The 25,952-nt window shown below is 62.9% G+C and carries 24 protein-coding genes and 1 pseudogene; 11 read left to right on the top strand and 14 right to left on the bottom strand.

Features of this window, described 5'->3' with window-relative positions:
• Positions 1–65: 65 nt before the first annotated feature.
• Together IVA93_RS27030 and IVA93_RS27025 are read right to left on the bottom strand one after the other, a co-directional pair.
• On the bottom strand, positions 66–1,259 hold the full coding sequence (locus IVA93_RS27030; protein ID WP_018458268.1) for a M20/M25/M40 family metallo-hydrolase: 1,194 nt from the start codon (positions 1,257–1,259) through the stop codon (positions 66–68).
• 24 nt (positions 1,260–1,283) lie between these two features.
• The gene (locus IVA93_RS27025) at positions 1,284–2,537 is read right to left on the bottom strand and encodes an MFS transporter (RefSeq protein ID WP_018458269.1); all 1,254 of its coding nucleotides are present in this window, start codon (positions 2,535–2,537) and stop codon (positions 1,284–1,286) included.
• 143 nt (positions 2,538–2,680) lie between these two features.
• Between IVA93_RS27025 and xylB the strand changes: the two are divergent.
• The 8 genes and pseudogenes from xylB (at position 2,681) to IVA93_RS26985 (ending at position 12,412) form a co-directional block, all read left to right on the top strand.
• Positions 2,681–4,104 (top strand): annotated as a pseudogene (gene xylB, locus IVA93_RS27020) (xylulokinase).
• 210 nt (positions 4,105–4,314) lie between these two features.
• On the top strand, positions 4,315–5,850 hold the full coding sequence (locus IVA93_RS27015; protein WP_018458271.1) for a sugar ABC transporter ATP-binding protein: 1,536 nt from the start codon (positions 4,315–4,317) through the stop codon (positions 5,848–5,850).
• A complete protein-coding gene (locus IVA93_RS27010; protein WP_018458272.1) occupies positions 5,843–6,898 on the top strand; it encodes an ABC transporter permease subunit in 1,056 nt (351 codons plus the stop codon). Before IVA93_RS27015 ends, IVA93_RS27010 begins: the two co-directional genes overlap by 8 nt.
• A gap of 153 nt (positions 6,899–7,051) precedes the next feature.
• Entirely contained in the window at positions 7,052–7,999 is a 948-nt protein-coding gene (locus tag IVA93_RS27005; protein ID WP_018458273.1) for an ABC transporter substrate-binding protein, read from the top strand.
• A gap of 247 nt (positions 8,000–8,246) precedes the next feature.
• Positions 8,247–8,762 carry a TadE/TadG family type IV pilus assembly protein gene (locus tag IVA93_RS27000; protein WP_247539546.1) on the top strand — a complete coding sequence of 172 codons (516 nt, stop codon included), beginning with the start codon at positions 8,247–8,249 and terminating at the stop codon, positions 8,760–8,762.
• 62 nt (positions 8,763–8,824) lie between these two features.
• Positions 8,825–9,625, top strand: coding sequence for a vWA domain-containing protein (locus IVA93_RS26995; protein WP_247789271.1), 801 nt, complete (start codon positions 8,825–8,827; stop codon positions 9,623–9,625).
• Positions 9,626–10,030: 405 nt separating this feature from the next.
• Positions 10,031–10,978: a phosphatase PAP2 family protein gene (locus tag IVA93_RS26990; RefSeq protein WP_247368254.1), complete on the top strand. Its 948-nt coding sequence runs from the start codon at positions 10,031–10,033 to the stop codon at positions 10,976–10,978.
• Positions 10,979–11,365: 387 nt separating this feature from the next.
• On the top strand, positions 11,366–12,412 hold the full coding sequence (locus IVA93_RS26985; protein ID WP_247363506.1) for a sensor histidine kinase: 1,047 nt from the start codon (positions 11,366–11,368) through the stop codon (positions 12,410–12,412).
• Positions 12,413–12,568: 156 nt separating this feature from the next.
• Here the strand turns inward: IVA93_RS26985 and IVA93_RS40995 are convergent, their stop codons facing one another.
• The 8 genes from IVA93_RS40995 to IVA93_RS26960 form a co-directional block, all read right to left on the bottom strand.
• Positions 12,569–12,991 carry a hypothetical protein gene (locus tag IVA93_RS40995; protein ID WP_346015378.1) on the bottom strand — a complete coding sequence of 141 codons (423 nt, stop codon included), beginning with the start codon at positions 12,989–12,991 and terminating at the stop codon, positions 12,569–12,571.
• Between the two features lie 199 nt (positions 12,992–13,190).
• Positions 13,191–13,391 (bottom strand): adenylate/guanylate cyclase domain-containing protein, encoded by a 201-nt coding sequence (locus IVA93_RS40990; protein ID WP_345946757.1) that lies wholly within the window; start codon positions 13,389–13,391, stop codon positions 13,191–13,193.
• A gap of 14 nt (positions 13,392–13,405) precedes the next feature.
• Entirely contained in the window at positions 13,406–13,639 is a 234-nt protein-coding gene (locus tag IVA93_RS40985) for a HAMP domain-containing protein (protein WP_026233323.1), read from the bottom strand.
• Between the two features lie 103 nt (positions 13,640–13,742).
• Positions 13,743–14,087 (bottom strand): hypothetical protein, encoded by a 345-nt coding sequence (locus IVA93_RS40980; RefSeq protein WP_026233322.1) that lies wholly within the window; start codon positions 14,085–14,087, stop codon positions 13,743–13,745.
• A 335-nt stretch (positions 14,088–14,422) separates the two neighbouring features.
• Entirely contained in the window at positions 14,423–15,829 is a 1,407-nt protein-coding gene (locus IVA93_RS40975; RefSeq protein ID WP_345956515.1) for an invasion associated locus B family protein, read from the bottom strand.
• Positions 15,830–16,187: 358 nt separating this feature from the next.
• Positions 16,188–16,538, bottom strand: a complete 351-nt coding sequence (locus IVA93_RS26965; RefSeq protein WP_039799972.1) for a hypothetical protein — start codon at positions 16,536–16,538, stop codon at positions 16,188–16,190.
• Between the two features lie 407 nt (positions 16,539–16,945).
• Positions 16,946–17,194, bottom strand: a complete 249-nt coding sequence (locus tag IVA93_RS40865; RefSeq protein WP_274535510.1) for an HGGxSTG domain-containing protein — start codon at positions 17,192–17,194, stop codon at positions 16,946–16,948.
• Between the two features lie 29 nt (positions 17,195–17,223).
• Positions 17,224–17,880, bottom strand: a complete 657-nt coding sequence (locus IVA93_RS26960; protein WP_018457188.1) for a hypothetical protein — start codon at positions 17,878–17,880, stop codon at positions 17,224–17,226.
• A 441-nt stretch (positions 17,881–18,321) separates the two neighbouring features.
• Between IVA93_RS26960 and IVA93_RS26955 the strand changes: the two genes are divergently transcribed.
• A complete protein-coding gene (locus IVA93_RS26955; protein WP_026233321.1) occupies positions 18,322–19,296 on the top strand; it encodes a Bug family tripartite tricarboxylate transporter substrate binding protein in 975 nt (324 codons plus the stop codon).
• Here IVA93_RS26955 and IVA93_RS26950 read toward each other — a convergent pair.
• The gene (locus tag IVA93_RS26950; RefSeq protein WP_018457185.1) at positions 19,283–19,765 is read right to left on the bottom strand and encodes an NUDIX hydrolase; all 483 of its coding nucleotides are present in this window, start codon (positions 19,763–19,765) and stop codon (positions 19,283–19,285) included. The genes IVA93_RS26955 and IVA93_RS26950 overlap by 14 nt on opposite strands.
• 102 nt (positions 19,766–19,867) lie before the next feature.
• Here IVA93_RS26950 and IVA93_RS26945 point away from each other — a divergent pair, with 102 nt between their 5' ends.
• Positions 19,868–20,992 (top strand): DUF1236 domain-containing protein, encoded by a 1,125-nt coding sequence (locus IVA93_RS26945; protein ID WP_018457184.1) that lies wholly within the window; start codon positions 19,868–19,870, stop codon positions 20,990–20,992.
• Positions 20,993–21,041: 49 nt separating this feature from the next.
• Here the strand turns inward: IVA93_RS26945 and IVA93_RS26940 are convergent, their stop codons facing one another.
• A complete protein-coding gene (locus tag IVA93_RS26940) occupies positions 21,042–21,998 on the bottom strand; it encodes a lytic transglycosylase domain-containing protein (RefSeq protein WP_018457183.1) in 957 nt (318 codons plus the stop codon).
• A 183-nt stretch (positions 21,999–22,181) separates the two neighbouring features.
• Between IVA93_RS26940 and IVA93_RS26935 the strand changes: the two genes are divergently transcribed.
• Positions 22,182–23,216: a L,D-transpeptidase family protein gene (locus tag IVA93_RS26935; protein WP_026233320.1), complete on the top strand. Its 1,035-nt coding sequence runs from the start codon at positions 22,182–22,184 to the stop codon at positions 23,214–23,216.
• A gap of 346 nt (positions 23,217–23,562) precedes the next feature.
• On the opposite strand, the gene IVA93_RS26930 is transcribed toward IVA93_RS26935, so the two are convergent.
• Both IVA93_RS26930 and IVA93_RS26925 read right to left on the bottom strand, forming a co-directional pair.
• Positions 23,563–24,420, bottom strand: a complete 858-nt coding sequence (locus IVA93_RS26930) for a VOC family protein (RefSeq protein ID WP_018457181.1) — start codon at positions 24,418–24,420, stop codon at positions 23,563–23,565.
• A 147-nt stretch (positions 24,421–24,567) separates the two neighbouring features.
• Positions 24,568–25,758: a urate hydroxylase PuuD gene (locus tag IVA93_RS26925; RefSeq protein WP_026233319.1), complete on the bottom strand. Its 1,191-nt coding sequence runs from the start codon at positions 25,756–25,758 to the stop codon at positions 24,568–24,570.
• Positions 25,759–25,952 lie beyond the last annotated feature (194 nt).

The following is a 25,952-nucleotide window of genomic DNA, read 5'->3' as shown; positions in this document are numbered from 1 at the left end:
CTGCGTTTTCTTTGCAGGCTAGGCCGACGCGCACCGCCCGGCAAGCGCGCGCCATGCAAGGCAGCTCACCGCATCGTCGCGAGCTGCACGGCCAGCGCGCAGGCGCGGTCGTATTCGTCGAGATTGATCCACTCGTCGATCGTGTGCACCTCGTTCTGGCCGGCGCCGAAGGTCACGGTCGGAACGCCGTGGCGGACCATCCAGTTGGCATCGAGGCCGCCATTGGCGGTGCGCACGTTCGGGGTGCCGCCGACGGCGGACACGGCCTCCACCGCGCGTCTGACGACGGGAAGGTTGTCCTTCATGCGGAACGGGAAATAGTCGGTCTCGGCCTTGAACTTGACCTTGCCGGACTTGCCTTGCGCGTTGGTGACTTTCTTGGCCGCCTTCTCGAACGCGGCCTTGTAGGCTTTCGTGATCTCCTTGAAGAACTTTCCGTCGTGGCTGCGGCTTTCGCCGCGCACATGCACGTAGTCGGTGACGACGTTGGTGGCGTCGCCCGCGGGCCTTCCCTCGCCGCCGGTGACGGGGCCGACATTGCTGGTGCCTTGCTGCTTGCGCTTGACCACCTTGCCGAACCAGCCGCCGGCCTTCACGTCGGCGAGCGCAAGCGCGAGGATCATGGTCGAGGAGATGCCGCGCTCCGGCGCGACGCCGGCATGCGAGGCGCGGCCGAAGATTTCCACGGTCCAGCGGTCGGCACCCACGGCGCCGATGACGACGTTGGAGGCCGAGCCGCCGTCATAGTTGAAGGCCATCACCGGCGAGCCGAACTCGTCCAGCTTGACGTGGCGCGCGCCATAGAGCCCGCTCTCCTCGCGCACGCAGAACAGCAGCGTGATCGGCGGATGATCGAGTTGCTGCTTTTCGAGCTCGGCCGCCAGCGTCACCAGCACGCCGCAGCCGCAGCGATTGTCGCCGCCGAGCGCGGTCTTCGCATCATTGACGATCTTGCGACCCGACTTTTTCGGCTTGGCGCCGGCGCATAGCGGCACGGTATCCATGTGGGTCATGAACATGATGCGCGGCTGGTTGTGCAGCGCGCCGCGGCCGGGCAGGTCGACGATGAGGTTGCCGGTCTCGGTCGGCACCGGAATGCGGGTATTGGCGTCGTCGAGCCGGATCGCTTTCGCCGGCACGCCGCTCTCCTTCAGCGCAGCCGTGAGCTCACGCCCGATCGCGGCCTCCTGTCCGGTGACGCCCTCGACGGCGAGAAAGCGCAAGAGGCGGTCGGTGGCGGCTTTGGTGTCGACAGGCATGAGATGTCCCCTTGATGCAGGGCTCTACTCTATCGTCGGTCTTGGCGAGGTATAGACCAAAAAGATCAGCGCGCCGATGCCAAGCATGGCTGCCATGAAAAGCAGCACCGCCGGCAACCCTGCAAACGCCGCCACCGCACCGGTGATCGATTGCATCAGCGCCGCGCCGAGGAAGAAGGCGAGGTTGATCGCCGCGAGCGCCTTGCCCGCAACTTGGGCGTCGACCAGCTGCCGCGACATGCCGAACAGCAGCGGCTGTGCGGAAGTGGCAAGCCCGATGAGCACGAACAGCACGAGGTCGTATTGCGGCGGCATCACCGCAACACCAGACAACACGGAAATGGCATAGCGCGGGGCCCCTAACGCCATCAGCGCCAGCAGCAATGCCCCGACGAGGTGCGTTCCCGCCACCAGCGCGCGGCGGCGTCCCAGCCTGCGGTCGATCATGCCGATGACAAGCGGACCTGCGATCATGGCCAGCGTGAACGCGCCGAGCTGGTTGCCGGCCTCGACCCGCGACAATCCCTTGACCTGCATCAGCCACGGTCCGCCCCACAGGCCGCGCAGCACCAGCGAGGTCGCAAGCGACACCAGGGCCAGCGCGATCAGGCCGCGCAAGGGCCGCGACAGTCCGAGCCTGAGCACCTCGATCATCTGCGACAGCGGCGAGGACTCGTCCTTGTGCTCGGCCGGCTGGCTCGGCACCAGCAGGAACACCGCGAGCGCCACGGCGACGCCGCCGAGCGCCGAGATCCAGAACCCGGCGCGCCAGCCGTAAGTGTCGACCACGAAGGCGAGCGGACTCGACGACAACAGCATGCCGATATTGCCGATCGAGAGGATCGCGCCCGACCACAGCCCAAAGCGCGCGGCCGACAATTGCTTGGCCGCCAACGTCATCGGGCACATCAGCATGCCGGAGGTGGCAATGCCCAGCAGCACCTGCCCGATGGCGAAGCTTTCGGGTCCCGTTGCGAACCCCGACGCGATGGCGCCGACCACGGTTCCCGCGAGCAGGCTCAGCGACACCGGCCGCACGCCAAAGCGGTCCATCGCCGCACCGACCGGGATCTGCGCGGCCGCAAACGCGAACGGGTAGACCGAGGTGAGGCTCGCCAGCGCCTGCGGTTCGATGCCGAAATCCGCCGCCATCAGGTCGAGGCTGACCGCCGGAATGGTGCGCAGCAAGGTCGAGAGCATGTGCCCGCAGGCCAGCGCAAGCAGCGCAAAGATCAGCGCGCGGGTGGCTCCCGCGTCGTGGGTGGCGGCGGTGGTCATGGGCGTTGCGTCCCGGCAAGGTTTCGGGTGGGGTTACATGATTGACGGGTGCATGCCAACATCGGGACCGCCATGGCCGCAATGTCGTGGATGCACAAGGCAACGGACGCGCAAGATCCTAAACGTGCAAGGCTAGTGACATCATGTATCTCGGCATCGACCTCGGCACCTCCGCCGTCAAAATCGTTCTGGTCGACGACGCGCAGCGCGTGGTGGCGAGCCGCAGCCGGTCACTGACGGTCTCCTCGCCGCGTCCCGGCCATTGCGAGCAGGACCCGGCACAGTGGATCGAGGCGACGTTCGCGACGCTGGACGCGCTGAAGGCGGATCACGCGCGCGAGCTGGCCGAGGTCGAGGGCATCGGCCTGTCCGGCCAGATGCACGGCGCGACGCTGCTCGACGCCAGCCACAGGCCGTTGCGGCCCTGCATTCTCTGGAATGACGGACGGTCCTTTGCGGAATGCGCCGAGCTGGAGCGGCGCTGGCCCGCCTTGCGGACCACGACAGGCAACAAGGCGATGCCGGGATTCACCGCGCCAAAATTGCTGTGGGTCGCCAGGCACGAACCGGAGATCTTCGCGGCGACAAAACTCGTGCTGCAACCAAAGGCCTATCTGCGCCTGGTGCTGACCGGCGAGGCGATCGAGGATGTCTCGGACGCCTCGGGTTCGCTGTGGCTCGATGTTAGCAGCCGCGATTGGTCGGATGAAGGACTCGCCGCGACCGCGCTATCGCGCCGGCAGATGCCCCGTCTGGTCGAGGGCTGCGCGCCGGCTGCACGGCTGCGGAGCGAGTTGGCGCAGCGCTGGCCGATGATCGCGGGCGGGGCCGGCGACAATCCGGCGGGAGCCATCGGCATCGGCGCCATCAATCCCGGGGCAGCCTTCATTTCGCTCGGAACCTCCGGCGCATTGCTGGTGCCGACCGAGACGATCGCGGCCAATCCGGAGCGGGTCGTGCACACGTTCTGTCACGCCGTCCCCGACAGGTGGATTCAAGCCGGCGCGATCCTCTCGGCGGCATCGTGCCTGGCCTGGATCGCGCGGCTGTTGGGGATCCCTGAGACTGAGCTGCTGGCGCCGCTCGGGTTGCGCCCGCGGGCGCCGTCGCCGGTCAGCTTCCTGCCGTACCTCTCCGGCGAACGCACCCCGCACCATGACCCCGACGTGCGCGGCATGCTCGATGGGATCAGTCACGCCACCGATCGTGACGCGATCGTGCAAGCCGTGCTCGAAGGCGTCGCCTTCGCGATTGCCGGGACGTGCTGGCCGAGACCGGATTGGTGATCGCGGAGGCGGATGTCATCGGCGGCGGCTCACGGTCGCGGTTCTGGCTTTCGGTGCTGGCCAATGTCCTGAACGTGCCGGTGCATCGCTTTGCCGACGGCGAGACGGGCGCGGCGTTCGGTGCGGCGCGGCTTGGCCGCCTCGCCGTCACCGGTGAGGCGATCGACGCCGTCTGCACCGCGCCACAGCGCGTCGAGACCTTCGAGCCCGACGGCGCGCTTGCGCAGGCCTATGCCGAGCGGCTGCCGCAATGGCGCCGCCTGTACCGGCCGCGGCGCTGATCGCGATACGCGATGATGTGGCGAAGAAAAGGCATCACGCGCGGGATCGGTTCCGTCTGCAAAAGATAAAAGCAGCGCCGGACCGTTGGTCGGTATGCCGGAGGTATTGCCCTGCGCCACAACCTTTTGTTTAATGCTTGCGCGCGCGCCAGGGACCAACGAGACGCGGGTGAGATTGCGATGCCGCCGTCGGCGCATCGGGGAGGTGTGATGAGCGAGCCCATCCTCGAGATGCGCCGGGTCTCTAAATCGTTCTTCAGCATCAAGGCGCTGCGCGACGTCGACCTCACCGTCTACGCGGGCGAAATCCACGCTTTGATGGGCGAGAACGGCGCCGGCAAATCCACCCTGATGAAGATCCTGTCGGGCGCCTACCGGCCGGACCCGGGCAGCGAAATCCGCATCGACGGCCAGCCCGTGCAGATCAGCGGTCCGCTCGGCGGCCGCGCAGCCGGCATCGCGATCATCTATCAGGAACTCTCGCTCGCCCCCAACCTGAGCGTTGCGGAGAATATCTATCTCGGTCGCGAGGTCTCCCGCGGCGGCTTGCTGGCGCGCGAGGCGATGCAGGCCGGCGTCGGTCCGATCCTGGCGCGGCTCGGCGCGGATTTCACGCCGCAGACGCAGGTCGCCAATCTTTCGATGGGCCAGCGCCAACTGGTCGAGATCGCGCGCGCGCTGCACGCCCGCTCCAGGATCCTGATCATGGACGAGCCGACCACCGCGTTGTCGGCCGGTGAGAGCGAAAGGCTGTTCGCGCTGATCCGCCAGCTGCGCGCCGAAGGTCTCGCCATCATCTACATCTCGCATCGCATGGACGAGGTCTATGCGCTCGGCGACCGCGTCACGGTGCTGCGCGACGGCACGCTGGTCGGCTCGCTCGACAAGGCAGACATCCGTGCCGACACCATCGTCCGGATGATGGTGGGACGCGACGTCTCGTCCTTCTACAAGAAGGAGCATGATCCCAGGAACGATCCCAACGCGCGGTCGGGAGCTCCCGTGCTTGCGGCCGTCGACATCGCCGACGGCAGGCGCGTCAAGGGATGTTCGCTGGCGGTGCATGCGGGCGAGGTGGTCGGCCTCGCGGGCCTGGTCGGCGCCGGCCGCACCGAGCTTGCGCACCTCATCATCGGCGCCGCGCCCATGATCTCCGGCCATGTCGAGATCGACGGGCGCGAGGTCTCCATCCGCACGCCCGGCGAGGCGCTGGACGCCGGCATCGCCTATCTCACCGAGGACAGGAAGGCGCTCGGCCTGTTCCTCGACATGTCCTGTCTCGACAACATCAATCTCGCGGTGCTCGGCCGCGACGCGAAATTCGGCGGCATCCTCGATCGCGACAAGGCCCGCGACCGCGCCAAGCGCGCGTTCGCGGGGCTCGGCATCCGCGCTGCGAATGTCGGTGTTCCCGCTGGCGGGCTCTCGGGCGGCAACCAGCAGAAAGTGCTGCTGTCGCGGCTGCTCGCGATCGGCCCGAAAATCCTGATCCTCGACGAGCCGACGCGCGGCGTCGACGTCGGCGCCAAGTCCGAGATCTATTCGATCATCGACAATCTCGCGAAGTCGGGCACCGCGGTTCTCGTCATCTCGTCCGACCTGCCCGAGATCATCGGCATCTGCGACCGCGTCATCGTGATGCGTGCAGGACATATCGCCGGGCAGATCCGGCGCGACGCGACATCGCCGCTCAATCAGGAGGAGATCATGGCCCTCGCCACCGGAACGGAGCAGCTCGATGCCTGAGAACGGCGCTTCCGCCAACACCGCCCCCGCCAAAGCCGTCCCCGTCGCGCCCGGTCTTGCCGCCGCGCAGGAGACGAAGCGGCAGCGGACGCGGATGATCATTCGCGCGGTCGGCATGCTGCCGGTGCTGCTGCTCTTGTGCATCGGCTTTCACGTGCTGTCGGACGGCCGCTTCTTCACCGGCCAGAACATCGGCATCGTGGTGCAGCAGTCCGCGGTCAATACCGTGCTGGCCGCAGGCATGACCTTCGTCATCCTCACCGGCGGCATCGACCTGTCGGTCGGCTCCATCTTGGCGGCGGCGGCGATGGCCGGGCTGATCATCTCCAAATTTCCAGATCTCGGGGCGCTGTGGTTGCCGGCCGCGGTGCTCACCGGCACCGTCTTCGGCATTCTCAACGGCGGCTTGATCGCGCTGTTGCGCCTGCCGCCCTTCATCGTCACGCTGGGATCGTTGACCGCCGTGCGCGGCGCGGCGCGCCTGCTCGGCGCCGACACCACGGTGTTCAATCCGTCGATCCCCTATGCCTTCATCGGCAACGGTGCTCTGACCCTCATTCCCGGCGTATTGTCGATTCCCTGGCTCTGGGTGATCGCGTTGCTGGTCATCCTGGTGTCGTGGCTGGTGCTCAAGCGCACCGTGCTCGGGGTGCACATCTACGCGGTCGGCGGCAATGAGAGCGCGGCGCGGCTCGCCGGCATCAAGGTCTGGGCCGTGTTGATTTTCGTCTATGGCGTGTCCGGCCTGCTCGCGGGCCTCGGCGGCGCGATGCAGGCAGCGCGCCTCTACGCCGCCAATGGCCTGCAGCTCGGCCAGTCCTACGAACTCGACGCCATCACCGCCGTGATCCTGGGCGGCACCTCCTTTGTCGGCGGCATCGGCTCGATCTGGGGAACGCTGGTCGGCGCGCTGATCATTGCCGTGCTGTCGAACGGCCTGATCCTGATCGGCGTGTCCGACGTCTGGCAATATGTGATCAAGGGTCTGGTCATCATCGGCGCGGTGGCGCTGGACCGCTATCGGCTGCAGGGCTCGGCTCGGACTTGAGAGCATGATCCGAAAAAGTGCGAAGCGGTTTTTCGAAAGGATCATGCTCAAACAAGGAGCATGAAAATGCAGCCGGCACCGCGCCGTCATGTTCATTCCGTCACGGCAACTGGTCGCCGCGCCGGAGCTTCAAACAGACCAGGGAGGAAGCCAATGTTGAAGTCGATCTCGCTTGCCGGCGCCGCGATGGCGCTCGTCCTGAGCTCCGCGCCGTCCTACGCCAAGGAGCTTAAGTCGATCGGCATTTCGCTGGGCTCGCTCGGCAATCCGTTCTTCGTCGCGTTGTCGAAGGGCGCCGAGTTCGAGGCCAAGAAGACCAACCCCAACGTGAAGATCACGACGGTGGGCTTCGAATATGATCTCGGCAAGCAGGTCACCCAGATCGACAATTTCATCGCCGCCGGCGTCGACCTGATCCTGCTCAACCCTGGCGATCCCAAGGCGATCGGACCAGCGATCAAGAAGGCGCAGGCCGCCGGCATCGTCGTCGTTGCCGTCGACACCGCGGCCGAAGGCGCCGACGCCACGGTGACCACCAACAACGTCCAGGCCGGCGAGATCTCCTGCCAGTACATCGTCGACAAGCTGGGAGGCAAGGGCGACGTGATCATCGAGAACGGCCCGCAGGTCTCCGCGGTGATCGATCGCGTGGTCGGCTGCAAGAACGTGCTCGGCAAGAATCCCGGCATCAAGGTCCTGTCCAGCGACCAGGACGGCAAGGGCTCGCGCGAAGGCGGCCTCACGGTGGCGCAGGGCTATCTGACCCGCTTCGCCAAGATCGACGCCATCTTCGCCATCAACGACCCGCAGGCGATCGGCACCGACCTCGCCGCGCGCCAGCAGCAGCGCACCGGCATCGTCATCACCGCGGTCGACGGCGCCCCCGACATCGAAGCGGCCCTCAAGGACCCGCAGGCGACGCAGATTCAGGCCTCCGCCTCGCAGGACCCGTTCTTCATGGCCCGCCGCGCCGTGCAGGTCGGCGTCAGCATTCTCAACGGCCAGAAGCCGGCGTCCACGGTTGAGCTGCTGCCGTCGAAACTCGTGACGCGCGACAATGTCGGCGAGTACAAAGGCTGGACCTCGGATCGGTCGCAGTAGCGGGCGAGAGGCGGCCGGCGCCGGATGCGGCGCTGGTCGGCTCGCGTGGCACCAGCGGAAGATGTGGCAGCGATCCCTGCAGGATGGCCCCGTTCGCATATCACCAAAGCGGCCTGCGGAACCCGCAGGAGGTCCGGGTCTCCTTGGCGGCGCCGCGCATGCGGAAGGCGGTTTGCCAGCATTTTCGCGCGTAACTTAACGTATACTTTAGAGTCCACTGCCTATTGGAGGTTGCAGAGGATTCCCGATGACCTTGAGCCCTTCTTCCGCCGCCACCACGTTGGGTCGCCTAGCCCGGGACGAGCGCGGCAATATCGCCGTCATCTTCGCCATCGCCTTGTTGCCGGTCTTGTCATTCGTCGGCGCTGCGATCGACTACAGCCGCGCCGCCCACGCCCGCACCGCGATGCAGGGTGCGCTCGATTCGGCCGCGCTGATGGTCGCCAAGAACCTGTCCGATGGGAAGATCACGGCTGACCAGGTTCCGACCGCTGGCGCCGCTTACTTCGCCGCACTCTATACCCACACCGGCAGCCAGAACGTCAAGGCGTCCGCCACCTACACCGCCAACAATAGCGGCAAGGGATCGACGGTGACGATGGCGGCGTCGGGCGAAATCAAGAGCCAGTTCATGCAGATTGCCGGCTTTCCAACCCTCGACCTCAGCGTCGGCTCGACCTCGACCTGGGGGAACAACCTGCTGCGCATCGCGCTGGTGCTCGACAACACCGGTTCCATGGGGGCACCAAGATCAGCAACCTGAAGACCGCATCCAAGAACCTTGTCGACAAGCTCGGGGCGCTGGCGAAGACCCCGGGCGATGTCATGTTCTCCGTGATTCCGTTCGCGAGCGCCGTCAACGTCGGCATCGACAAGGTCTCGGCCACGTGGCTGCGCTGGGATCTATGGGACCCCAGGTCGGAGGATTCCTCCAGCAACTCCTATTGCAGCAGCGGACGGAGCTCCTGGTACACGATGGCGATGTGCAAGGGGCATGGCTACCCCTGGAGCCATTCCGTAGGCTCGCCTTCAACTTCGAACTGGAACGGCTGTGTGACCGACCGCGATCAGAGCTACGACGTCTCCGACGCATTGCCATCGGCGCTGACAACGCAATTTGTCGCCGACCAAGACCCGTACTGCCCGGCCAAATTGCTGGCGCTGACCAGCACAGCCAGCACCGTCAAGAGCACCATCGACGCGATGTCGGCGAACGGCGGCACCAATCAGACCATCGGGCTGCACTGGGGCTGGCTGTCGCTGCTGCAGCAAGCGCCGCTGAACGCGCCGGCCGAGGACGTCAACAACGTGTACCAGCACGTGATCATCCTGTTCACCGACGGCCAGAACACGGTCAATCGGTGGAACGGCGACGGGTCCATGACCTCGTCCTCGACTGAACGCGGCAAGATCGACACGCGAATGGAGGCTCTGTGCACCGCCGTCAAGGCCAAGAACACGACCATCTACACGGTCCAGCTCGACGACGGCACCGGGGTGTCGCCCGTGCTTCCCAAATGTGCGAGCGGCTCGGCAAACTTCTTCATGCTGAGCAACCCCAGCGAAATCGACGCCGCCTTCACCCAGATCGGCACATCCATTTCCAAGCTGCGCGTTTCGAAGTAGCCCCACATATCCATTTTGCTTGATATTGGCCCGGGGAAGCAAAGGCTGAAACAGCAGGCAGAGCCCGCCAAGGGCGAAATCGCATCCTCACGTGAGCGCCAACGCGCGTCATATGTTGGCTCGGCGGCTGACCTTCGCGCGAGCGATCGTGACGTCCGTTCGCGAGCTAGACCGGACCGTCGCTCATGCAAAGCGGAGTCGCAGTTTGACCCGAAGCGGACGTGAGCTCCCTCGGAGCCTACGGTCAGCCGATGAATGCGAACACGCGTAGTCAGATTTGATGAGCAGCGCGGAACCCATCGAGTCCAACACGCTGAATTTGTATAAGCCAAATTAAACAATCATTAGATGAGCACCAGATATTGATGCTCCAGAAGGGGTCAGGGATCCCAAACGATGCGATAGATGGACAGAGTGATGCGAAATGAAGGCTTTGTCTTTGCCGTCCTCAATGCTTATCGGTTCAGCGAAATTCTGCGCTTGTGGATCGCAATTGCGATTGTTGCAGCCGTTGACCTCATATGGCTTCGCGCCGCTGGGATGACGATGGCTATCGATCCGACGCAAGCGATTGCGTTCTGTGCTGCTGCTCTTCTCTCCTTTGTTTACACGAGGTTGAGGCCGGATCGGCGTATCGCTGAGCTTGCCACGGCTTTGGCTCAGATCATTGCCTTTACGGTCGTGGGCGCGATCCTGAGTTATCTAACCATCACGGCAAAGTTTCCGTTGGTCGATTCCCAGCTGGCCGGCGTCGACACCCTGCTGAGACTGAATTGGCTGGCTTTCTTTGAGTGGGTTGAGGTCAGACCAATTATCAAAGCGGTCCTCGCAGTCGCGTATCACAGCTGTATGCTGCAGGTCGCCATCTTGTTGGTGTGGCTGAGTGCGTGCGGGCGATTTGAAAGGATGCGAGAGTTTGTTTGGCTGTTCGTAACATCGCTCCTCGTGATTCTTCCGATCTCATGGAGACTGCCGGCAGCGAGCGCATGGGTCTACTTTGGCGTCGTCGAACGCGTCGACGCGTATCATTTGATCGATTTCAACGCACTCCGAAGCGGCGAGATGACACGCATTTCGTTGACGCACGTGAATGGTCTGATCACATTTCCTTCGTTCCACGCTGCGCTGGCCACAATACTTATATACGCCAGCCGAGGCGTGAAGATGCTTTTCCCACTATACCTTGTCTTGAACTTGCTGATGCTTGCTGCAACACCTACTGTAGGCGGCCACTATTTCATCGATATCATCGCCGGTGCGGGCATCGTTCTCTGCCTCGCTTGCCTTCGACAGCTTCGCTGGGGCGTTTTGTTTGCGCGATGGAACACCTCGCCATCGCACGCGGCCGGATAGTCATCCACGCTCTGCAAGCGACAGAGCGATTTGTCTTGGCAGAGGTCATCAAACGACAAACAGATTGAAGTTCGCTTGTGGCCCGAAGGCGAAGGTCGCCATCGCCTGCGGTACACCGGAGCGGGGGCCAGCCGACATCGAGAACACGCGGGCAAACTGACCCGGAACGGACATCGCCAGGGTCTGGTCGATGTCGCCGGCGCGCCCGGTGTAGTGGCACCCCCATCTGGCCCGAAACTGATCTATCGCAGCGCCCGGCGTGGACCGCTTTGACCAACCATCGACATTGCATTGCCGAGAATTTTGGCTTTACGCTTGGGCAACGTGTCAGGAGTTGCGCGCATGGGCGGGGACACAGGTAGCCTTTTCTTGTCGGGGGGCAGCGAGATGGGCGCTCTCACAAGAGCGTTTGACTGGTCAAAAACATCGCTCGGCTCGCCGGAAGCGTGGCCGCAAAGTCTTCGGGTCACGGTGCGGCTCGTTCTTACCTCACGCCACCCGATGTTCATTTGGTGGGGACCGGACCTCATCCAGTTCTATAACGATGCGTATCGCGAAACGATGGGTCCCGAGCGGCATCCGAGCGCCTTGGGCGCGGGCGGCCGTGAATGCTGGGATGAAATATGGGACATCATTGGTCCCCAGATTGAATACGTCATGGCAGGTAAGGGGGCGACGTGGCATGAGGATCAATTGGTGCCTGTAACCCGCCACGGTCGGCGCGAGGATGTCTGGTGGACGTACAGCTTCGGTCCAATTGACCTTGAAGATAAAGTCGGCGGCGTACTCGTTGTCTGTAAAGACGTCACCTCCGAGCACATGGCAAGGGAAGCCCTGAGGCTTATCAACGAAGAGCTAAAGCACCGGTTCAAGAACACCTTTGCTGTGCTTGGTGCTGTTGCCAGCCAAACATTTCGTGACGTATCGAGCCGCGCCGATCTTGAAAAGTATAAGGCACGACTTGCCGCGTTCGGACGAGCACACGCCTTGCTGACTGCGGCGAATTGGGCTGCTGCCCCACTTCGAGATGTCGTCAACACGGCCCTGAGCCCTTACAGAACAGGCGAAGGCCGGATTACGACGTCCGGTCCTCCGCTTGTTCTCAGATCGCAACAGGCTCTCGCCCTTTCCTTAGCGGTTCACGAGCTCGCCACCAATGCAGTAAAGTATGGCGCTCTGAGCGTGACAGGCGGCCGGGTGTCCATCGTGTGGTCAACCGAAGATCAGGCGGGTGATCAAAAATTCGTCTTCGTCTGGCAAGAATTCGGCGGTCCATCTGTGTCGGAGCCCACCGATAAAGGCTTCGGTTCGCAACTCATTTCGGGGGCGCTGGAATACGACTTCAGAGGGTCGGTTGCGGTGTCCTATGAATCGACCGGACTCACTTGCCGCCTCACGGCTCCGCTCGAAAATCTGGAAATGTCACCACAATAGTGGGAGCTTTTACCCGACCCATGTTGACTGCCGCGAGGACGAGGAGCCCCTCACGGGCCCGCATGTCGGGTCCTGTCCCGTAGCTGACCTGCCGCGCGCAGCCGGTGGAGGACCGCTTGTGACCCATTGGAGACGTCCGCCGTATCAGCCCGGCGCTCATTTTTCGATGTGCCACGACCCGTCCCAGTCGTTCGGAGGCGGTTCTGCTTTGAAGCTTCCGATGCGCTCGATTAGGGCCCTTGCAGGCCCGTCGTCGGGCATCGCTTCAAGCGACGCATTGAACGCAGCAAGCGCATCATCCCATCGCCGGTTGCGATAGTTCGAGAGCCCTTCCAGATACTTGTCCCGCAAGACCAGTTGTTGTGGCGTGACATCAGCTCGGCTTCCGAGGATTTCAGAAACGGCCTCGAAACGAGTTTGACCCGCCACCACAATGCGATCGATCTCCCGCGCCTCAAGTGAAGTGCCCACGGCAGCAATAGTTCTTTCGGAAACGAGATTGCGGGTGCCGTACACCTTGTTCGCGCCTTCCAGCCGCGAGGCGAGGTTCACCACATCGCCCATGACGGTGTAGCTCATCATCACGTCGGCCGATGCTGCCGACCAGCGCCTCGCCGGTCGCGATCCCGATCCTTAGATCGCATTGCTTCATTGGAGTTGCGCGAACGCCAAGTAGCTCAGGAATCTCCTCGCGCAATTTTCCGATACGTTCGATCATTTCCAGGGAGGCGAGGCATGCAAGTCGGGCATGATCGGCCTCATCGACGAAAGGTGGGGCTCAATAAGCCATGATGCTGTCGCCGATATACTTGTCGATGATCCCTCGGTTGTTCCGGATTGGTTCGGACATGACCGAAAGGTAGTGGTTCATGACCTTGACGAGACCTTGCGGGGTCATGCCTTCGCTAAGGCTGGTGAAGCCCTTCAAGTCGCAGAACAACACAGTCATCACCCGGCGCTGGCCTTCGGGGGCCGTCAAATTTGGGTGATCGATCAGCCTTCAACGACGCGCGGATCGATGTATTTTCCGAATGTTTCCTTGATGCGTTGGTTGTTGCGCAATTGCACAATCATTCGATTGAAGGCGGCAGCCAGTTGTCCGATTTCGTCAGTCGCCCTTACATCGATTGATTGATCGAGCTGACCCGCTTCCACCGCGCGGGCACCTTCAAGCAATAGTCGGACAGAGCGAATGATGCCGCCGCTGACCAGATTGGCGAAGATCAATCGACGATCGCGGCAAGCAGCGTCACGATGGCCGAGGTCAGCGCCACCCGGGTCTGTTCCGACCTCACTTTTGCGATAGCCCCCTCGCTGACGGTCAGCATACTCAATCGAATAGCACTGACCTTCTCATCCAGTCGTCGCGAACAGCGTCTGCTCGCGCAAGGCTGCGTCTCGCCGCTGGAAAGTCTCTCGCCTCAAGGTGTGAAAGTAGCTCTCTGGTCTCCTGCTTCAGCTGGCGGCGAGTATCGTCCAGATTTTCAATCCGGTTGTCGATGCACGCCAGGGCTGCGTTGTCCGATGGTGTACTTGTGTCTTCAATGATCGAATTGATCAGTGTCCGCGCGGCTTGCGCTTCGCTTTCGACCTCGGCTCCCTTCTCGTTGTAGAGCTCCAAGCGGGCTCTATATCCGAGCACATCGGGCGGCTCCTGCATCTTCGCGATCACCATCCGGCGGAGCCCGAGGCCTCGTTCGAGCGATAGAGTATTGATCCGTGTCAGACGGGGCGTTGATAGGTGCGTAACGTGCAGAGAGCTCATCAAGCAGGTAGCCGACTCGCCTGACCATCGCGATCGATAGGACCGACGTCACGAGCATGAGGATGATCAGTCCGACAGCGATTGCTACAATTCGCTGCCGGATTGACTGCTTGATCGTCGATCCGGAGAATTTTTTCAGTCCGTTAAGAGCGAGGATCCGTTGTCTCGTGCTCCGTAGAGGCATATCCGACGTACTCACAGTCGAGCTTCCTTTCGGTCAGCCCCGTCAGGCGGTCCAACTCCATTCATTCTTCAGTCAGGCTGAAATCGAAAGTTTCGGCAGGCGGGTCTTGGTGAACAGCCCCGAACTGGCTCAGCGGCAACTTTATCGTCACCGAAGAGGAGTAAAGGTCTGTGAGTTCGAGTTTGAGCTGTTGGCCGGCTTCCATTTGAGCCGCCACCGTTGGTTCAATTCCACGTGCTGCGATGCAGATGTTGGTGAGACACCAGGTGAAAGGAACCTGGACAGGACTGCCTTGATCTACCGTCACCTTGACTCCCTGCTGCAGATTTGCCCCTTGCGGAACGAACAGCTGCAGGCGAGCGGGACCGTCAGCTCGTTCGATCAGATCGACACGGGCCACGATCTGATCGAGATCGTCCGTGGCGGTTGACGTCGATCGGCATATGTTGGTTCGATCGGATGAGGCGAAACAAAGCTTTTTCCAGGTTGAGAAATGGATGTTCTCAGGCAGCCGCAATCGTGGCGGCTTCGACGGAGGCTCCCGCTGGGCAGAAGGGCCGTTGACTGGCTGCCCAAGCGGCGGAGCGGTCGCTGAATGCTTCTCCAGAAATTGCGATACCAAGGGCGACCAGATCGGCACCGCGTCGGCGAAATCGATCATGAAGTGCCCGTCGGTCCCAAAGGACGGGAGCATACGATAATCGGCATTTCCGCCCGCTTCGACAAAGGCCTGATGCATCCTCATCGTCAATTCCGGACCGAAGTAGCTGTCGTTTTCCGCGTAGATCCAAAGCATCGGTACGCGTGCGGTGCGGCCGAATTCGCTGGTGGCGGCAACGAGCTTGTCGGGAGCACAATTGTTGTTGGGTTTGCCGTCAACTCGGCCTCCACGTCCCGCTGCAAAGGTAATGATGGCCTGAACTGATGACGGGTTTAGGCTCCCAAGAGCAATCGAGCCCCATCCGCCGCCCGACTGGCCAACGACGATGACCTTACCCGGCTGGATCATCTTCTTCTTGCTCATGTAGTCGATGACCCACTCGTTCAGAGTGGCGATGGCGAGCCCGGGACCACGGAAGTTTGGGTTGTCGCAGCTACCGACGTGGGCAAAGACGGCTCCGTAGAGACCCTGATCTTTATCATCGAGACTGCTGGCCCCGTACCTGACGGGCGAGATGACCACATAACCGCGACGTGCAAACCAACGTGCCGCGTCACGATACTCGATCGCCGGAAACATCGTCCGCTGGTTGGCTTCCAGCGAAATTCCATGGTTCATAACCACTAGCGGAAACGGACCATCTCCGACCGGCCGTACCAGGAAGGCAAGCACCGGCAGTGGAAACGGCAGCGCCCAAATTTCCTCTTGGATTACTTGTCCCGCAGTTCGGTCATCTGCCGCGGCTGGGAAATGGACTGCCGAGGGGAAAGCCAGCAAAAGAAGAATGGCCAGCAAGTGCTTCAGCATCTTCTTTCTCCGACGATCTGGTCTGGGTCTGACGCTAGGTCTCGGAGGCAGGAATCCGTTGATTTGGATCAAAGCGACCAACCGCAAGTTCCCGACGTCGTGCGGCTTAGTGGCCTAGCAAAGAAAGCGTCGTCGGAAACCCGGATGAGCGTGCACGGCCTTTCATGCGGCTCCTGGCTTTTTGACGGCCTTAGGGCCTGTTTCGAGCTTTAACCCCGCCGCCGCTATCGTCGTTGGTCTGCTTGTGGGCCTGAAGGCGAAATATCCGGCACGCCGGCAGCTAGGGCCATAGCGGACATCGAGAATACGCGGGCAAATCGGTGCGAATGACCCGAAGCGGAGCACCTTGAAAGTGAGGTCAAGTCATGAATCCGGGCATGAAGCATCGGACGCGCGGATGGCCGTCTATGTAATGCCTCCAGACCATTGTACGGCCGAAGCGGTTTGGTTCTGTGACAACCGCACCGTCAGGTACGAGCACCCATTCGCCGTCGATGAGGACGCGGTAACGGCCCCGACTGGACTCCCAATCGGCATCGGACACTATGTATCCGTCGGCATCAGTACAGCACTTTCCAAATTCGCTCTGCAAGCTTTCAAACCAAGACTTCAGCGGAGAGTGGTCGTATCGGCCATCGTCGCGTGCAAGGACCGGCGTCAGTAGCAACGCTGAACCCAGCAACGATGCCGCAAGTTTCGCTGGAAACATCTGTTTGCCTCCGCGATATTCGCCGGCCGATCCGCTGGCTTGGTGCGGCTTAGGCTGGCAACCCGGAAACTAAATCCGTTGCAACTGCCGCTGACGATCGCTCGATGCTGTGATGGGACAGTTCATTCCCATCCCCACTGAGGTGAGTCCGGAAATTCGAGCGAAGGTTCAAATACGACAACGCTTCAACTAAAGGTCAGTGCAGCTGCTTCTTTGGCCTAGCCTGCCCTTAGCCGACCTCTCAGCTGGCGCCGAGCTTGTCCGCTCATGACGGCGTAGCCGACCAAAGCCCTCACAGACTTAAGGAAATGACCCACGGTGCATGAGTCTGCAGGGCATCTGTTGCGGGTCTCCACAACCGCGTTCGTCAACGACGATTGCGATCTACGGTGCATCGCCTTTATGGCCTATTCGGCAACTCGCGACAGCTCCGCAAGGAGCTTCAACGCATCATTCAGCACGGCCCGATCCTGCGCTCGTTCAGCGGCCGCATCACCCGTGAATTCGCCATGCGTCCGCGCATTCTGATTTCCCTTCGGCGCGCCTGATCTCCGTGCGCCGCCGTGCATGCGGCAGCGAGACTTGCCGTGCACTGCAGGCGCGCGGCAGGTGGTGCCGTTTCGCGTTTCGGCGCCACAGCGCGGGCTCGTCCACATCGCACGCGTCTTGCGAATTTGGTCGCCGCTCATGCATTGCTGCCTTGCCTGGATTCGGCCTGTTCGCATGCGCCGGCCTCACGCGGCGGGACCAGTCCTGCGACTGTCGCAGCGTGCGGCTCCGCGACGATCATGCTCGCGTGCTGGGTCACGTTGCCCACGATCGCCCTGCCGCCATCCTGCACCGACAAGTTCCGGACCGTGATCGCACGCTCGCCGTTGTTGCGGTGGCGGCTGAGTGCCTCGATCTGGCTCGCGAAGGTGCGGGCCAGCCGGGTCAGCACGCGGGTGAGGCTCTCTTGCTGCGGAACGTCGTCGGTGAGGGCGAGGCGGCAGGCAGAGCGCATCGTGGCCGCGTGAACGGACGCCATTTGCACTGCGAGCATCGCCTCGATCGAGTCCTTCGGCGCGATGCTCTTCACCAGCGAGATCATGAAGGCGAGATTGGCTTCATCGGGCTTGCGTCCGGTCACGCTGGCCTTCACCAATTGCTTGAGGAGACCATGCAGCGCGTCGCGGTCAGCGGCGCCGAGCGCCTCGGCCAGCAGCCGTTCGCCGGCTTGCGGGTCCGCGTGGAGGATCGCAATTCCCCGCTTGTAGAGCTTGATCCGCGGGCTCGCGTCGGGGCCGCTGCGATCGTTTGCCGCAACCGGCAGCGTGCCGTGGCGTTTGGCAGATGTCGTCATGTGCTGTGTCCTTTGCCCGCGCGGGCTCATTGCGCGCGACATCGATCGCTCGGCTTGCGCGCCTGTGGGGTTTTCGGGATGTTGATGAAGGGCTTACGCGCAATCGCCGCGCGACGCCCCGTGGTCGGGCGGCGTGGACGCTGACGATTGTTGCGATGATGGCATTCTGCCGGTGTTTTGCCCGACGTGTCAAACGAAGATTGCGAAGCGCGCAATCCTCGTTCGTGCAAATCCTCGTTCGTGCAAGTCCTTGATCTCGCAAGCGTCGGCTACTGTGCATGCGGTTGTTTTTGCGTTTTTTGTTTCGAACCGGCTCCGACCTGCCGCGCGACGGAATGCCGGCCTGCAAACGCGATTGCGAAATCCGGCGCGGCCGCTCATCATGATCCGCGAATGCGCCGCGACCTGCAAAAGCGGCGAGAACTTCTGGGGAGAGAACGAATGCAACGAACGCTTCGCCTGCTGGCGATCGTCGCCGGATTGTGCGTGACGACGGAGGCCTTCGCGCAAAAATATCCGGTGCGGCCGGTCAAGATCATGGTCGGCTTCAGCGCGGGCGGCCCGGTCGACGTCGTCGCGCGCATCGTCGCCGATCGGCTGAGCAACAAGCTCGGACAAGCTTTCGTGGTCGAGAACCGCGCCGGCGCCAACGGCATGATCGCGGCCGAAGGCGTCGCGCGTGCGGAAGGCGACGGCTACACGATGCTGGCCTGCAACTCCTCCACCATCACGCTCAACAAGACGCTGTTCAAGGATATCCGCTACGACCCGGAAAAGGACTTCGCGCCGCTCACCACCGTCGTGTCGGCGCCGCTCGTGCTGGTGGTCAATCCGGAGAATTCCAAGACGGCCAACATCAACACCGTCGCCGATCTCGTCGCCGCGGCAAAGGCTGCGCCCGGCGCGCTTGCCTACGGCTCGGGCGGCAACGGCAACCTTGCCCATCTCGCCATGGAGCTGCTCAGCGAGAGGGCCGGCGTCAAGATGATCCACGTGCCCTATCGCGGTGGTGCTGCGTCCGAGGTCGGTATCCTCGCGCAGGAGGTCCTGGCAGTGTTCGATCCCTTATCCGCCGTGCCGCTGGTGAAGGCCGGCAAGCTGCGCGCGCTCGCGGTGTCCTCCGCCGAGCGGCTGCCGGCGTTGCCTGATGTGCCGACCGTCGCGGAAGCCGGCTATCCCGGCTTCGACATCTCGTTCTGGGTCGGCTTCTTCATGCCGAAGGCAACCCCCGCGCCGACGCTCGAGATGCTGCACCGGGAGATCGTCGCCGCAGCCAACGATCCGCTGTTACGGGAGCGGCTGGAGACGCAGGGCGTCGTCAGCGTGCTGAGTTCGGCCGACTACGCCGCCAAGATCGCGAAGGAGATCAAGGAACTCGCCGAAGTGGTGGCGGCGGCGAACATCAAGGCGGAGTAGGGCGTCTGCTTGGCGTGCTGCCGGCCACCTGAGCCAGCCGCTCGAGCAGCGGGCGCTGTCCTGCGTTGATCTTCTCGTGCGCTGCTGCGAGCGTGAACCATTCGGCACGATCGACCTCCGGGAAGGTCTGACGTTTGCCGCTGCGTGGCGGCCATTCCATCTCGAATGTGTTGCTGCGAATGCTGCGCAAATCGACGTCGAACTCGGCCGCGAACGCGGTGACGATCTTGCCGCCGCGCTGCCTGACCTGGCCAATCGAAGTCAGCGGCGTGGACAGCTCAAGCCCAAGCTCCTCGGCAAACTCCCGTCGCGCGGCGGTTTCTGCGTCTTCGTCTGCGTACTCGCCCTTCGGAATCGACCATGCCCCGAGGTCCTTGTTGCGCCAGAACGGTCCTCCGGGATGAACGAGCAGAACCTCGAGCTCCCCACGTTTGCGATAGGCAATGATCCCGGCGCTTTTCGATGGCATCGCAGGTTCCGTTCAGGCGGCGCATTCGGCCGGGAAAAAGTGGAACAGACGCTTTTAGCGCAGGTTAATAGCTAACGCTTTGACCGAACAAGGGAGTGAACCATGATCCGCCTGTTGGCAACGACCGCCTTAGGGCTGGTGCTGGCGAACGCCGCCTTTGCGCAATCGCCAAGCAGCAACACCAAGTCTGAGCAAACGCCGCAATCCCAGTCCAATTCCGCAGCTCCGTCCAACACGTCGCCGTCTGGCGCGGCACAAACACAGCAGTCGCGATCGCAGCCGCAGCAATCATCAACGCCCGGAGCGTCGACACAGAATACCCAGGCGACCACTCCGTCTTCCGGATCGGCCAATTCCGGCTCCGGGACCAACGCCACCAACAGCGCGGACACGTCCTCGCGGCCGCCCAGTGGTACGGCAAACTCCAACGCGGCCGGTAACCAGCCCGCCTCGCAGCAGAGCGCCAATCCGCCGGCGGCGAACTCGAACCAGACGCAGGATCGCTCCAACCCTCCGTCGAACAATACCAATCAGGCGCAGCAGGCGCCTGGTTCATCTGGTACCAACCAGGCCCAGCAATCGCCAAACACGCCGAGCAGCAATCAGGCGCAAGACCAGCGGACCGGTGCCAATTCACAGGCCGCCGCCCGCACTGACGTCAACCTCAACAAGCAGCAGGAGACCAAGATCAGCGCGTCCATCTCGCATCTCAACGTGCGGCCGCTGACCAGCGTCAATTTCTCGCTCAACGTCGGCACGGTGGTGCCGCGCGATGTCCAGCTATCGACGCTGCCACCCGATGTGGTCGAGATCGTGCCGCAATATCGCGGCTACAGCTTTGCGCTGGTGAAGGATGAAATCGTCGTGGTCGATCCGGCGACATACAAGATCGTAACCGTGCTGCCGTACTCGGGACAATCCACCGCGACAACGACGACCACGCGTGAGCGCAGCGCCAGCAAGTTTTCGGATCGCGATCGCGAAGTGATCCGCAAGCATGCGAAGACCCGCACCGAGGGACGGAGCGAACGACAGACCACCGGCAGCACCGCGCGGTCCGAAATCCATGTTGGTGACCGCGTTCCCGAGAGTGTCGAGGTCGAGGAATTCCCGAGCACCGTCTATCGGGACGCGCCCGACCTCCGCGAGTACCGCTACATCCACCGCGATACGCGGACCTATGTCGTCGAGCCCCGCGAACGCCGCATCATCGAGGAGATCGACTAGTTCGCGGCCACTGGAAGCCGCTCCATAGAGCGGCTTCCGGATTTGCGCATCAGCCCGAAGATCGTTCGCGCGCTGCAAAACGGATGGCGCGGGCCTTCGCGCTCTTTCCCGCCGCACGCGCGGCGATCATGCTGCGTGCCTTGCCGTGGGTGTTCTTCCGGATCAGAGACGCGAGCCGCTTGCGTGCGTGGCTGGCGGTCAATCGCGCCGCCAGTTGCTCGGCCTTGCGAATGATGGTGGCGACCGAGGGCGTCAGGTTCACCGGAACCCAGGCGACGTCCTTCGTCTTGGACAGGCTGCCGATGCCCTCGCAGGGTGCTTCGCGCGGCAGGTCGATCCGGATCGCGAGGGCTTCCGCGCGTTCGGTCCAGTCCTCGGCCCTGGTGCCGGTGATGATGCGGACATAGTCGCGTGTCTCACGCGGCAGCTCGCTCTCTTTGGCGAGCCATTTCTGGATTCGGCCGGGACCTGCGTTGTAGGCGGCTGCGGCAAGGCCGAGATTGCCGAAATCGTCGCGCAGCTTGCGCAGGAACTTGGCCGATGCCGGCAGCGCCTTCATCGCATCGAACGGATCATCTAGCCCGACCTCCGCTGCCGTTTCCGGCATGAACTGCGCGACGCCCTGCGCGCCGGCCTGGCTGACCTCGTTGGACTTGAAGCGGCTCTCCTGCCAGATCAAACGCGCGAAGAACGGCACGGGAATGCCGCTGGCTTCGGCAGCTCCGCGAAGCGCGTGGCAGAAGCGTTCCGTCGGCGAAACCGGCGCCTGCGCGACGGGTTCGACCGTATCCGGCGGCTCGGGGGTCTCCTCATAGGCCGCACGCGCATTGGCGAGCTCGAGGGCCTGCACGCTTGCAAGGAACAGCTCGACCACCGGAACAAGTGACGAGGCCTGAGTGTTTTGAAGAACGGCGTGATCGAAAGCTGATGGTTGGCGGGACGCCGACGGATCGAAGTCGCACATCAGAATCATGAACGCGGCGCACGCCGCGACGACAAATCGCATTGCTGGAGCAACCTCGAACTGTGGGTGAACGGCCAGCGATGCGCCGGCGATAAGGAGTTATTAACCGAGCGATTGCGGCAAAGCTGCGGTCTCGTCGGTTCCCACGGTGTTACTACGGTGTTCCCGCCGGAAACTCTTTGCTCCGCGAATTTGCGGGGGCGTTGGCGAATGGGGACGAGCGAGATGATGCGGTGGATGCTTGGCGCGGTGATTTCGCTGGCGGCGATCTCTTCGGCGCTTGCGGGCAATCTCGATGCGGCAGCGGTAAACGATGCTGCGCGTCCCGCAAAGCAACCTGCTAGCGACAAGCTCAACGCCGCGATCGTGAAGCTTCAGATTCTGCTCGACCGTGCGCGGTTCTCGCCCGGGGAGATCGACGGCAAGCTCGGAGAGAACGCGCAGAAGGCACTGAAAGCATTCGCCGAGCAGAACGGCGTTGCATCGGATAAAACGATCGCGCCCGAGCTTTGGGACAAGTTGAACGCCGCGAGCGAAGGCGCCGTCCTCGTCGAATACAAGATCACGGACGCGGATGTGAAGGGCCCGTTTCTGAAGGAGCTGCCCGGCAAGCTTGATGACATGAAGCCGCTGAAGGCGCTGAGCTACACCAGCCCGCTCGAAGGGCTTGCCGAGAAATTCCACATGAGCGCCGATCTGCTCAAGGCGCTCAACCCGGACAAGGCCTTCGACAAGGTGGGAGCGACCATCGTCGTTGCAAACGTTCCGGCGCGGCGAGAGCTTCCGAACATCGCGCGGCTCGACGTCGACAAAAGGAACGGGACGCTGAAAGCATTCGACCAGGGCGCCACCCTGATCGCGTTCTATCCCGCGTCAATCGGAAGTCCGGATCGTCCGACGCCGAGCGGTACGCTCAAGGTCACCAGCACCCACGAGAATCCGGTTTATCACTACAACCCTGACTACAAGTTCAGAAGCGTCAAATCGAAACAGCCGTTCGATGTTCAGCCGGGCCCGAACAATCCGGTGGGAGCATACTGGATCGGCTTGTCCGCACAGGGGTACGGCATCCACGGAACGGCGGAGCCCGACAGGGTCAGCAAGTCCGCGTCGCATGGCTGCGTCAGGTTGACCAATTGGGACGTGCGCGCGCTGGGCGAGCACGTCAAGCGCGGCACACCGGTGGTCTTTCTGGATGCGCCGACGGACTCCTCGTCCGAGCAGCGGCGGAAGTCCGGCGGTAGGCGCGCCTCGAACTAGTCTTTGGGAAAGTCCTTGCGCATCGCGATTTCGGCGGCATCACCGGGCGACAGCACGGTCTGGTCGAACGCTGCTTGCCCTCGTCATGATATCGTAGAGCGAGATGCCCTTGATGGCTTGCCCATGAGCTCGCGGACGCAGTCGGCGAGCGTGCCGTTGTAGACGGGATAGGGCGGACCTCGATCCTTTTGCCTCTGGCCCTTCAGCGACGGTCACTTCTTCAGTTCGGCCGGCGCGTCATAGGCGATCGGCGATTTCTCTTTGAACATGCGCTTGGCCCTGAAGGCGCGGGTAGCCCCGAAGCCTGGGGCCGCCCTGTAGACGCTCGTTGAAGAATTAGTTCAAATCAGCCGGCAACAAAGGCGAGCAGGGTGCCGTTCGCCTTGGCCGGCGGCACGCAGATCGCAGGTCCGCTGCGCACGGCTGCCGAACCAAGCGCCTTGTCGGTGGCAGCGAGATCGCCGCTGACAAGCACCAGGGCAGCGCCACCGCGTTCGGAAAGACCCGCGAGCGGCACGCCGGGATAACGTTTGCCGAGCTGCTCCAGCGTCAAGTAAACGAAATCGGCACGATCGCCACCGGAGGGCACGGTCACTGCGCCGTCGGCTTCAGCCTTCGGCTCGCGGTCGATCAGCTGTCCCAGATCCGCGGCTTCCTTCGCGGGCTCGGGCGTCGCGATCAATGTCTGCTTGATCCGCTTGGCCGCATTGGCGTGCTTCATCAGCTCGGGAATCCACACCGTCTCTGGCGTCTTGTGCTGGCAGGCAAAAATGCGCACGCCGCCGGGCGCTTCTGCGGTCGGCCACATGAAGGTGCGGAATTTCGCCGCCGAGATCGTGCCATCAGGCAGCGTCACGGGCCGTTCGAAATCGGTCGGGCCGATCGGCTCCAGGCCACGCGCGCGGATTTCCTCCGCGCCGGCGGTGGAATCGACCGCTGTGAAGGCGATGCGCTCGATGCCTTCGCCGCGCTGGTCGAGGAAGGCACGCGCCGGCGCGTTGTGCTCGGTCGCCGCGAGCACGCCGAGCAGCTCCATATAATCCGGGTCGAACATGATCGTGTAGTTGCCGGTGCCCATATGTGCGCTGTGGGTGCCGCGCGGCGAGATGGTGAAGCCGAGCTGCCGGTAGTTTTCGGCGGCTTTGTCGAGGTCCTGCACCATGACCACGGCGTGGTCGATACCGATGACGTTCTTGAGGGCCACTGTTCTTTCCCCGAGTGCAAACTGACTGGACCGCCGTCGGCGGCCGCAAATCCTGTCTACGCCGGATAGGCGGTCAAGTCATTTTCAAATCGGTGGGACATGCGGAAATTTCATTCCGTGAAGCGCGATATCTGACACTTGATGGCGTCAGCGCGCCTGCTCGATATAGGCGGCGAGGATGGCGCGCTCCTCGCTGGTCATTTCGGTGATGTTGCCCGGCGGCATTGCATTGGACCAGGCGGCGACGCGGCCGATCAGGCGGATGTTGCGATGGATGTGCTCGGGCGCGTCCAGCAATATGCCCTTCGGCGCGGTGACGATGCCGGCCCAGACCGGTTCGGCGGCATGGCACATGCTGCAGCGGGACATCACGATCTCCTCGACATTGGCAAGCGTCGGCTGCGCCGACAGCGCGCTTGTCTTGACCTCGCGCGGGCCGGCCGCCGAGAGGAACAGGATCGCGATCACGCCGACCGCTGCGACGCCCCACACCCACCACGGCGATTTGCGCCCGGCGTGCCGCTCGTTGAAGAAATGGCGGATCACGGGGCCGAGCGCCAGGATGATTGCGACGATGATCCAGTTGAAGCGGGTGGCATAGAGCAGGGGATAGTGGTTGCTGATCATCAGCACGACGACAGGCAGCGTCAGATAGTTGTTGTGGACCGAGCGCTCCTTGCTGGTCTTGCCGAGCTTCGGATCGGGCGCCTGCCCTGCGAGAAGGGCGGCTACGATCTTCTTCTGGTTCGGGATGATCAGCGCGAAGACGTTGGCAACCATGATGGTGCCGATGATCGCCCCGATCTGGTTGAAGGCACCGCGCCCGCTCAGCACGTGGGTGAAAGCATAGGTCAACGCGACCAGGAACAGATAGCCGCCGATCGCGAAGGGCAGCTCGCGCTGCGCCAGCCCGGTACGGCAGGCGCCTTCATAGAGCAGCCACGCCAGCGCGAGGCTGCAGAGGCTGAACAGGCCGGCCTGGAATGGCGTGAGATCGAGGATCGACTTGTCGACCAGGAACAAATCGGCCTCGAGATAATACACCACCACCATCAGCGCGAAGCCGGACAGCCAAGTGGTGTAGGCCTCCCATTTGAACCACGTCAGCTCGTCCGGCATCTGGGCGGGCGCGACCAGATATTTCATGATCCGGTAGAAGCCGCCGCCATGGACCTGCCAGGCCTCGCCTTGCACGCCGTCCGGCAGATCGCGCCTGGGCCTAAGGCTGAGGTCGAGGGCGATGAAATAGAAGGAACTGCCGATCCAGGCGATCGCGGCGACCACGTGTAGCCAGCGGAGCAGCAGGCTCGCCCATTCCGATATGATGGATCCCCACATGATCACCCCAACAGGTGCGACCCCAATGCCGCAGCCTTGATGACCGCAACCGGCGGTCCCGCCCTTACAATGTGTCGCACCGATCAGCCGTATTTTCCAGTACGATGGGCTGCGGCTGTTGCACATCGTGCGGGCATGAGCTGACGTGGGATTCGGCAGGCATTTGACCTGTCGCAGAACGTTTGCGCGTCGAT

Origin of the sequence: Bradyrhizobium sp. 155, assembly GCF_023101105.1 — a bacterium.
Lineage (GTDB): Bacteria > Pseudomonadota > Alphaproteobacteria > Rhizobiales > Xanthobacteraceae > Bradyrhizobium > Bradyrhizobium canariense_D.
This window is presented reverse-complemented; position numbering and strand designations above follow the sequence as displayed.

What these genes read in the sequence shown, in the direction of transcription:
- IVA93_RS26945 (WP_018457184.1), top strand. Translation starts at nt 19,868, where the DNA reads ATGATCCGCCTGTTGGCAACGACCGCCTTAGGGCTGGTGCTGGCGAAC.
- IVA93_RS26950 (WP_018457185.1), bottom strand. Translation starts at nt 19,765, where the DNA reads ATGCCATCGAAAAGCGCCGGGATCATTGCCTATCGCAAACGTGGGGAG.
- IVA93_RS26985 (WP_247363506.1), top strand. Translation starts at nt 11,366, where the DNA reads ATGGGCGCTCTCACAAGAGCGTTTGACTGGTCAAAAACATCGCTCGGC.
- IVA93_RS40980 (WP_026233322.1), bottom strand. Translation starts at nt 14,087, where the DNA reads ATGGTGATCGCGAAGATGCAGGAGCCGCCCGATGTGCTCGGATATAGA.
- IVA93_RS40865 (WP_274535510.1), bottom strand. Translation starts at nt 17,194, where the DNA reads ATGTGGACGAGCCCGCGCTGTGGCGCCGAAACGCGAAACGGCACCACC.
- IVA93_RS40995 (WP_346015378.1), bottom strand. Translation starts at nt 12,991, where the DNA reads ATGAGCTACACCGTCATGGGCGATGTGGTGAACCTCGCCTCGCGGCTG.
- IVA93_RS26955 (WP_026233321.1), top strand. Translation starts at nt 18,322, where the DNA reads ATGCAACGAACGCTTCGCCTGCTGGCGATCGTCGCCGGATTGTGCGTG.
- IVA93_RS26990 (WP_247368254.1), top strand. Translation starts at nt 10,031, where the DNA reads ATGGACAGAGTGATGCGAAATGAAGGCTTTGTCTTTGCCGTCCTCAAT.
- IVA93_RS27025 (WP_018458269.1), bottom strand. Translation starts at nt 2,537, where the DNA reads ATGACCACCGCCGCCACCCACGACGCGGGAGCCACCCGCGCGCTGATC.
- IVA93_RS26960 (WP_018457188.1), bottom strand. Translation starts at nt 17,880, where the DNA reads ATGACGACATCTGCCAAACGCCACGGCACGCTGCCGGTTGCGGCAAAC.
- IVA93_RS26935 (WP_026233320.1), top strand. Translation starts at nt 22,182, where the DNA reads ATGATGCGGTGGATGCTTGGCGCGGTGATTTCGCTGGCGGCGATCTCT.
- IVA93_RS27000 (WP_247539546.1), top strand. Translation starts at nt 8,247, where the DNA reads ATGACCTTGAGCCCTTCTTCCGCCGCCACCACGTTGGGTCGCCTAGCC.
- IVA93_RS27015 (WP_018458271.1), top strand. Translation starts at nt 4,315, where the DNA reads ATGAGCGAGCCCATCCTCGAGATGCGCCGGGTCTCTAAATCGTTCTTC.
- IVA93_RS27010 (WP_018458272.1), top strand. Translation starts at nt 5,843, where the DNA reads ATGCCTGAGAACGGCGCTTCCGCCAACACCGCCCCCGCCAAAGCCGTC.
- IVA93_RS26940 (WP_018457183.1), bottom strand. Translation starts at nt 21,998, where the DNA reads ATGCGATTTGTCGTCGCGGCGTGCGCCGCGTTCATGATTCTGATGTGC.
- IVA93_RS26995 (WP_247789271.1), top strand. Translation starts at nt 8,825, where the DNA reads ATGTTCTCCGTGATTCCGTTCGCGAGCGCCGTCAACGTCGGCATCGAC.
- IVA93_RS27005 (WP_018458273.1), top strand. Translation starts at nt 7,052, where the DNA reads ATGTTGAAGTCGATCTCGCTTGCCGGCGCCGCGATGGCGCTCGTCCTG.
- IVA93_RS26925 (WP_026233319.1), bottom strand. Translation starts at nt 25,758, where the DNA reads ATGTGGGGATCCATCATATCGGAATGGGCGAGCCTGCTGCTCCGCTGG.
- IVA93_RS27030 (WP_018458268.1), bottom strand. Translation starts at nt 1,259, where the DNA reads ATGCCTGTCGACACCAAAGCCGCCACCGACCGCCTCTTGCGCTTTCTC.
- IVA93_RS40975 (WP_345956515.1), bottom strand. Translation starts at nt 15,829, where the DNA reads ATGCTGAAGCACTTGCTGGCCATTCTTCTTTTGCTGGCTTTCCCCTCG.
- IVA93_RS26965 (WP_039799972.1), bottom strand. Translation starts at nt 16,538, where the DNA reads ATGTTTCCAGCGAAACTTGCGGCATCGTTGCTGGGTTCAGCGTTGCTA.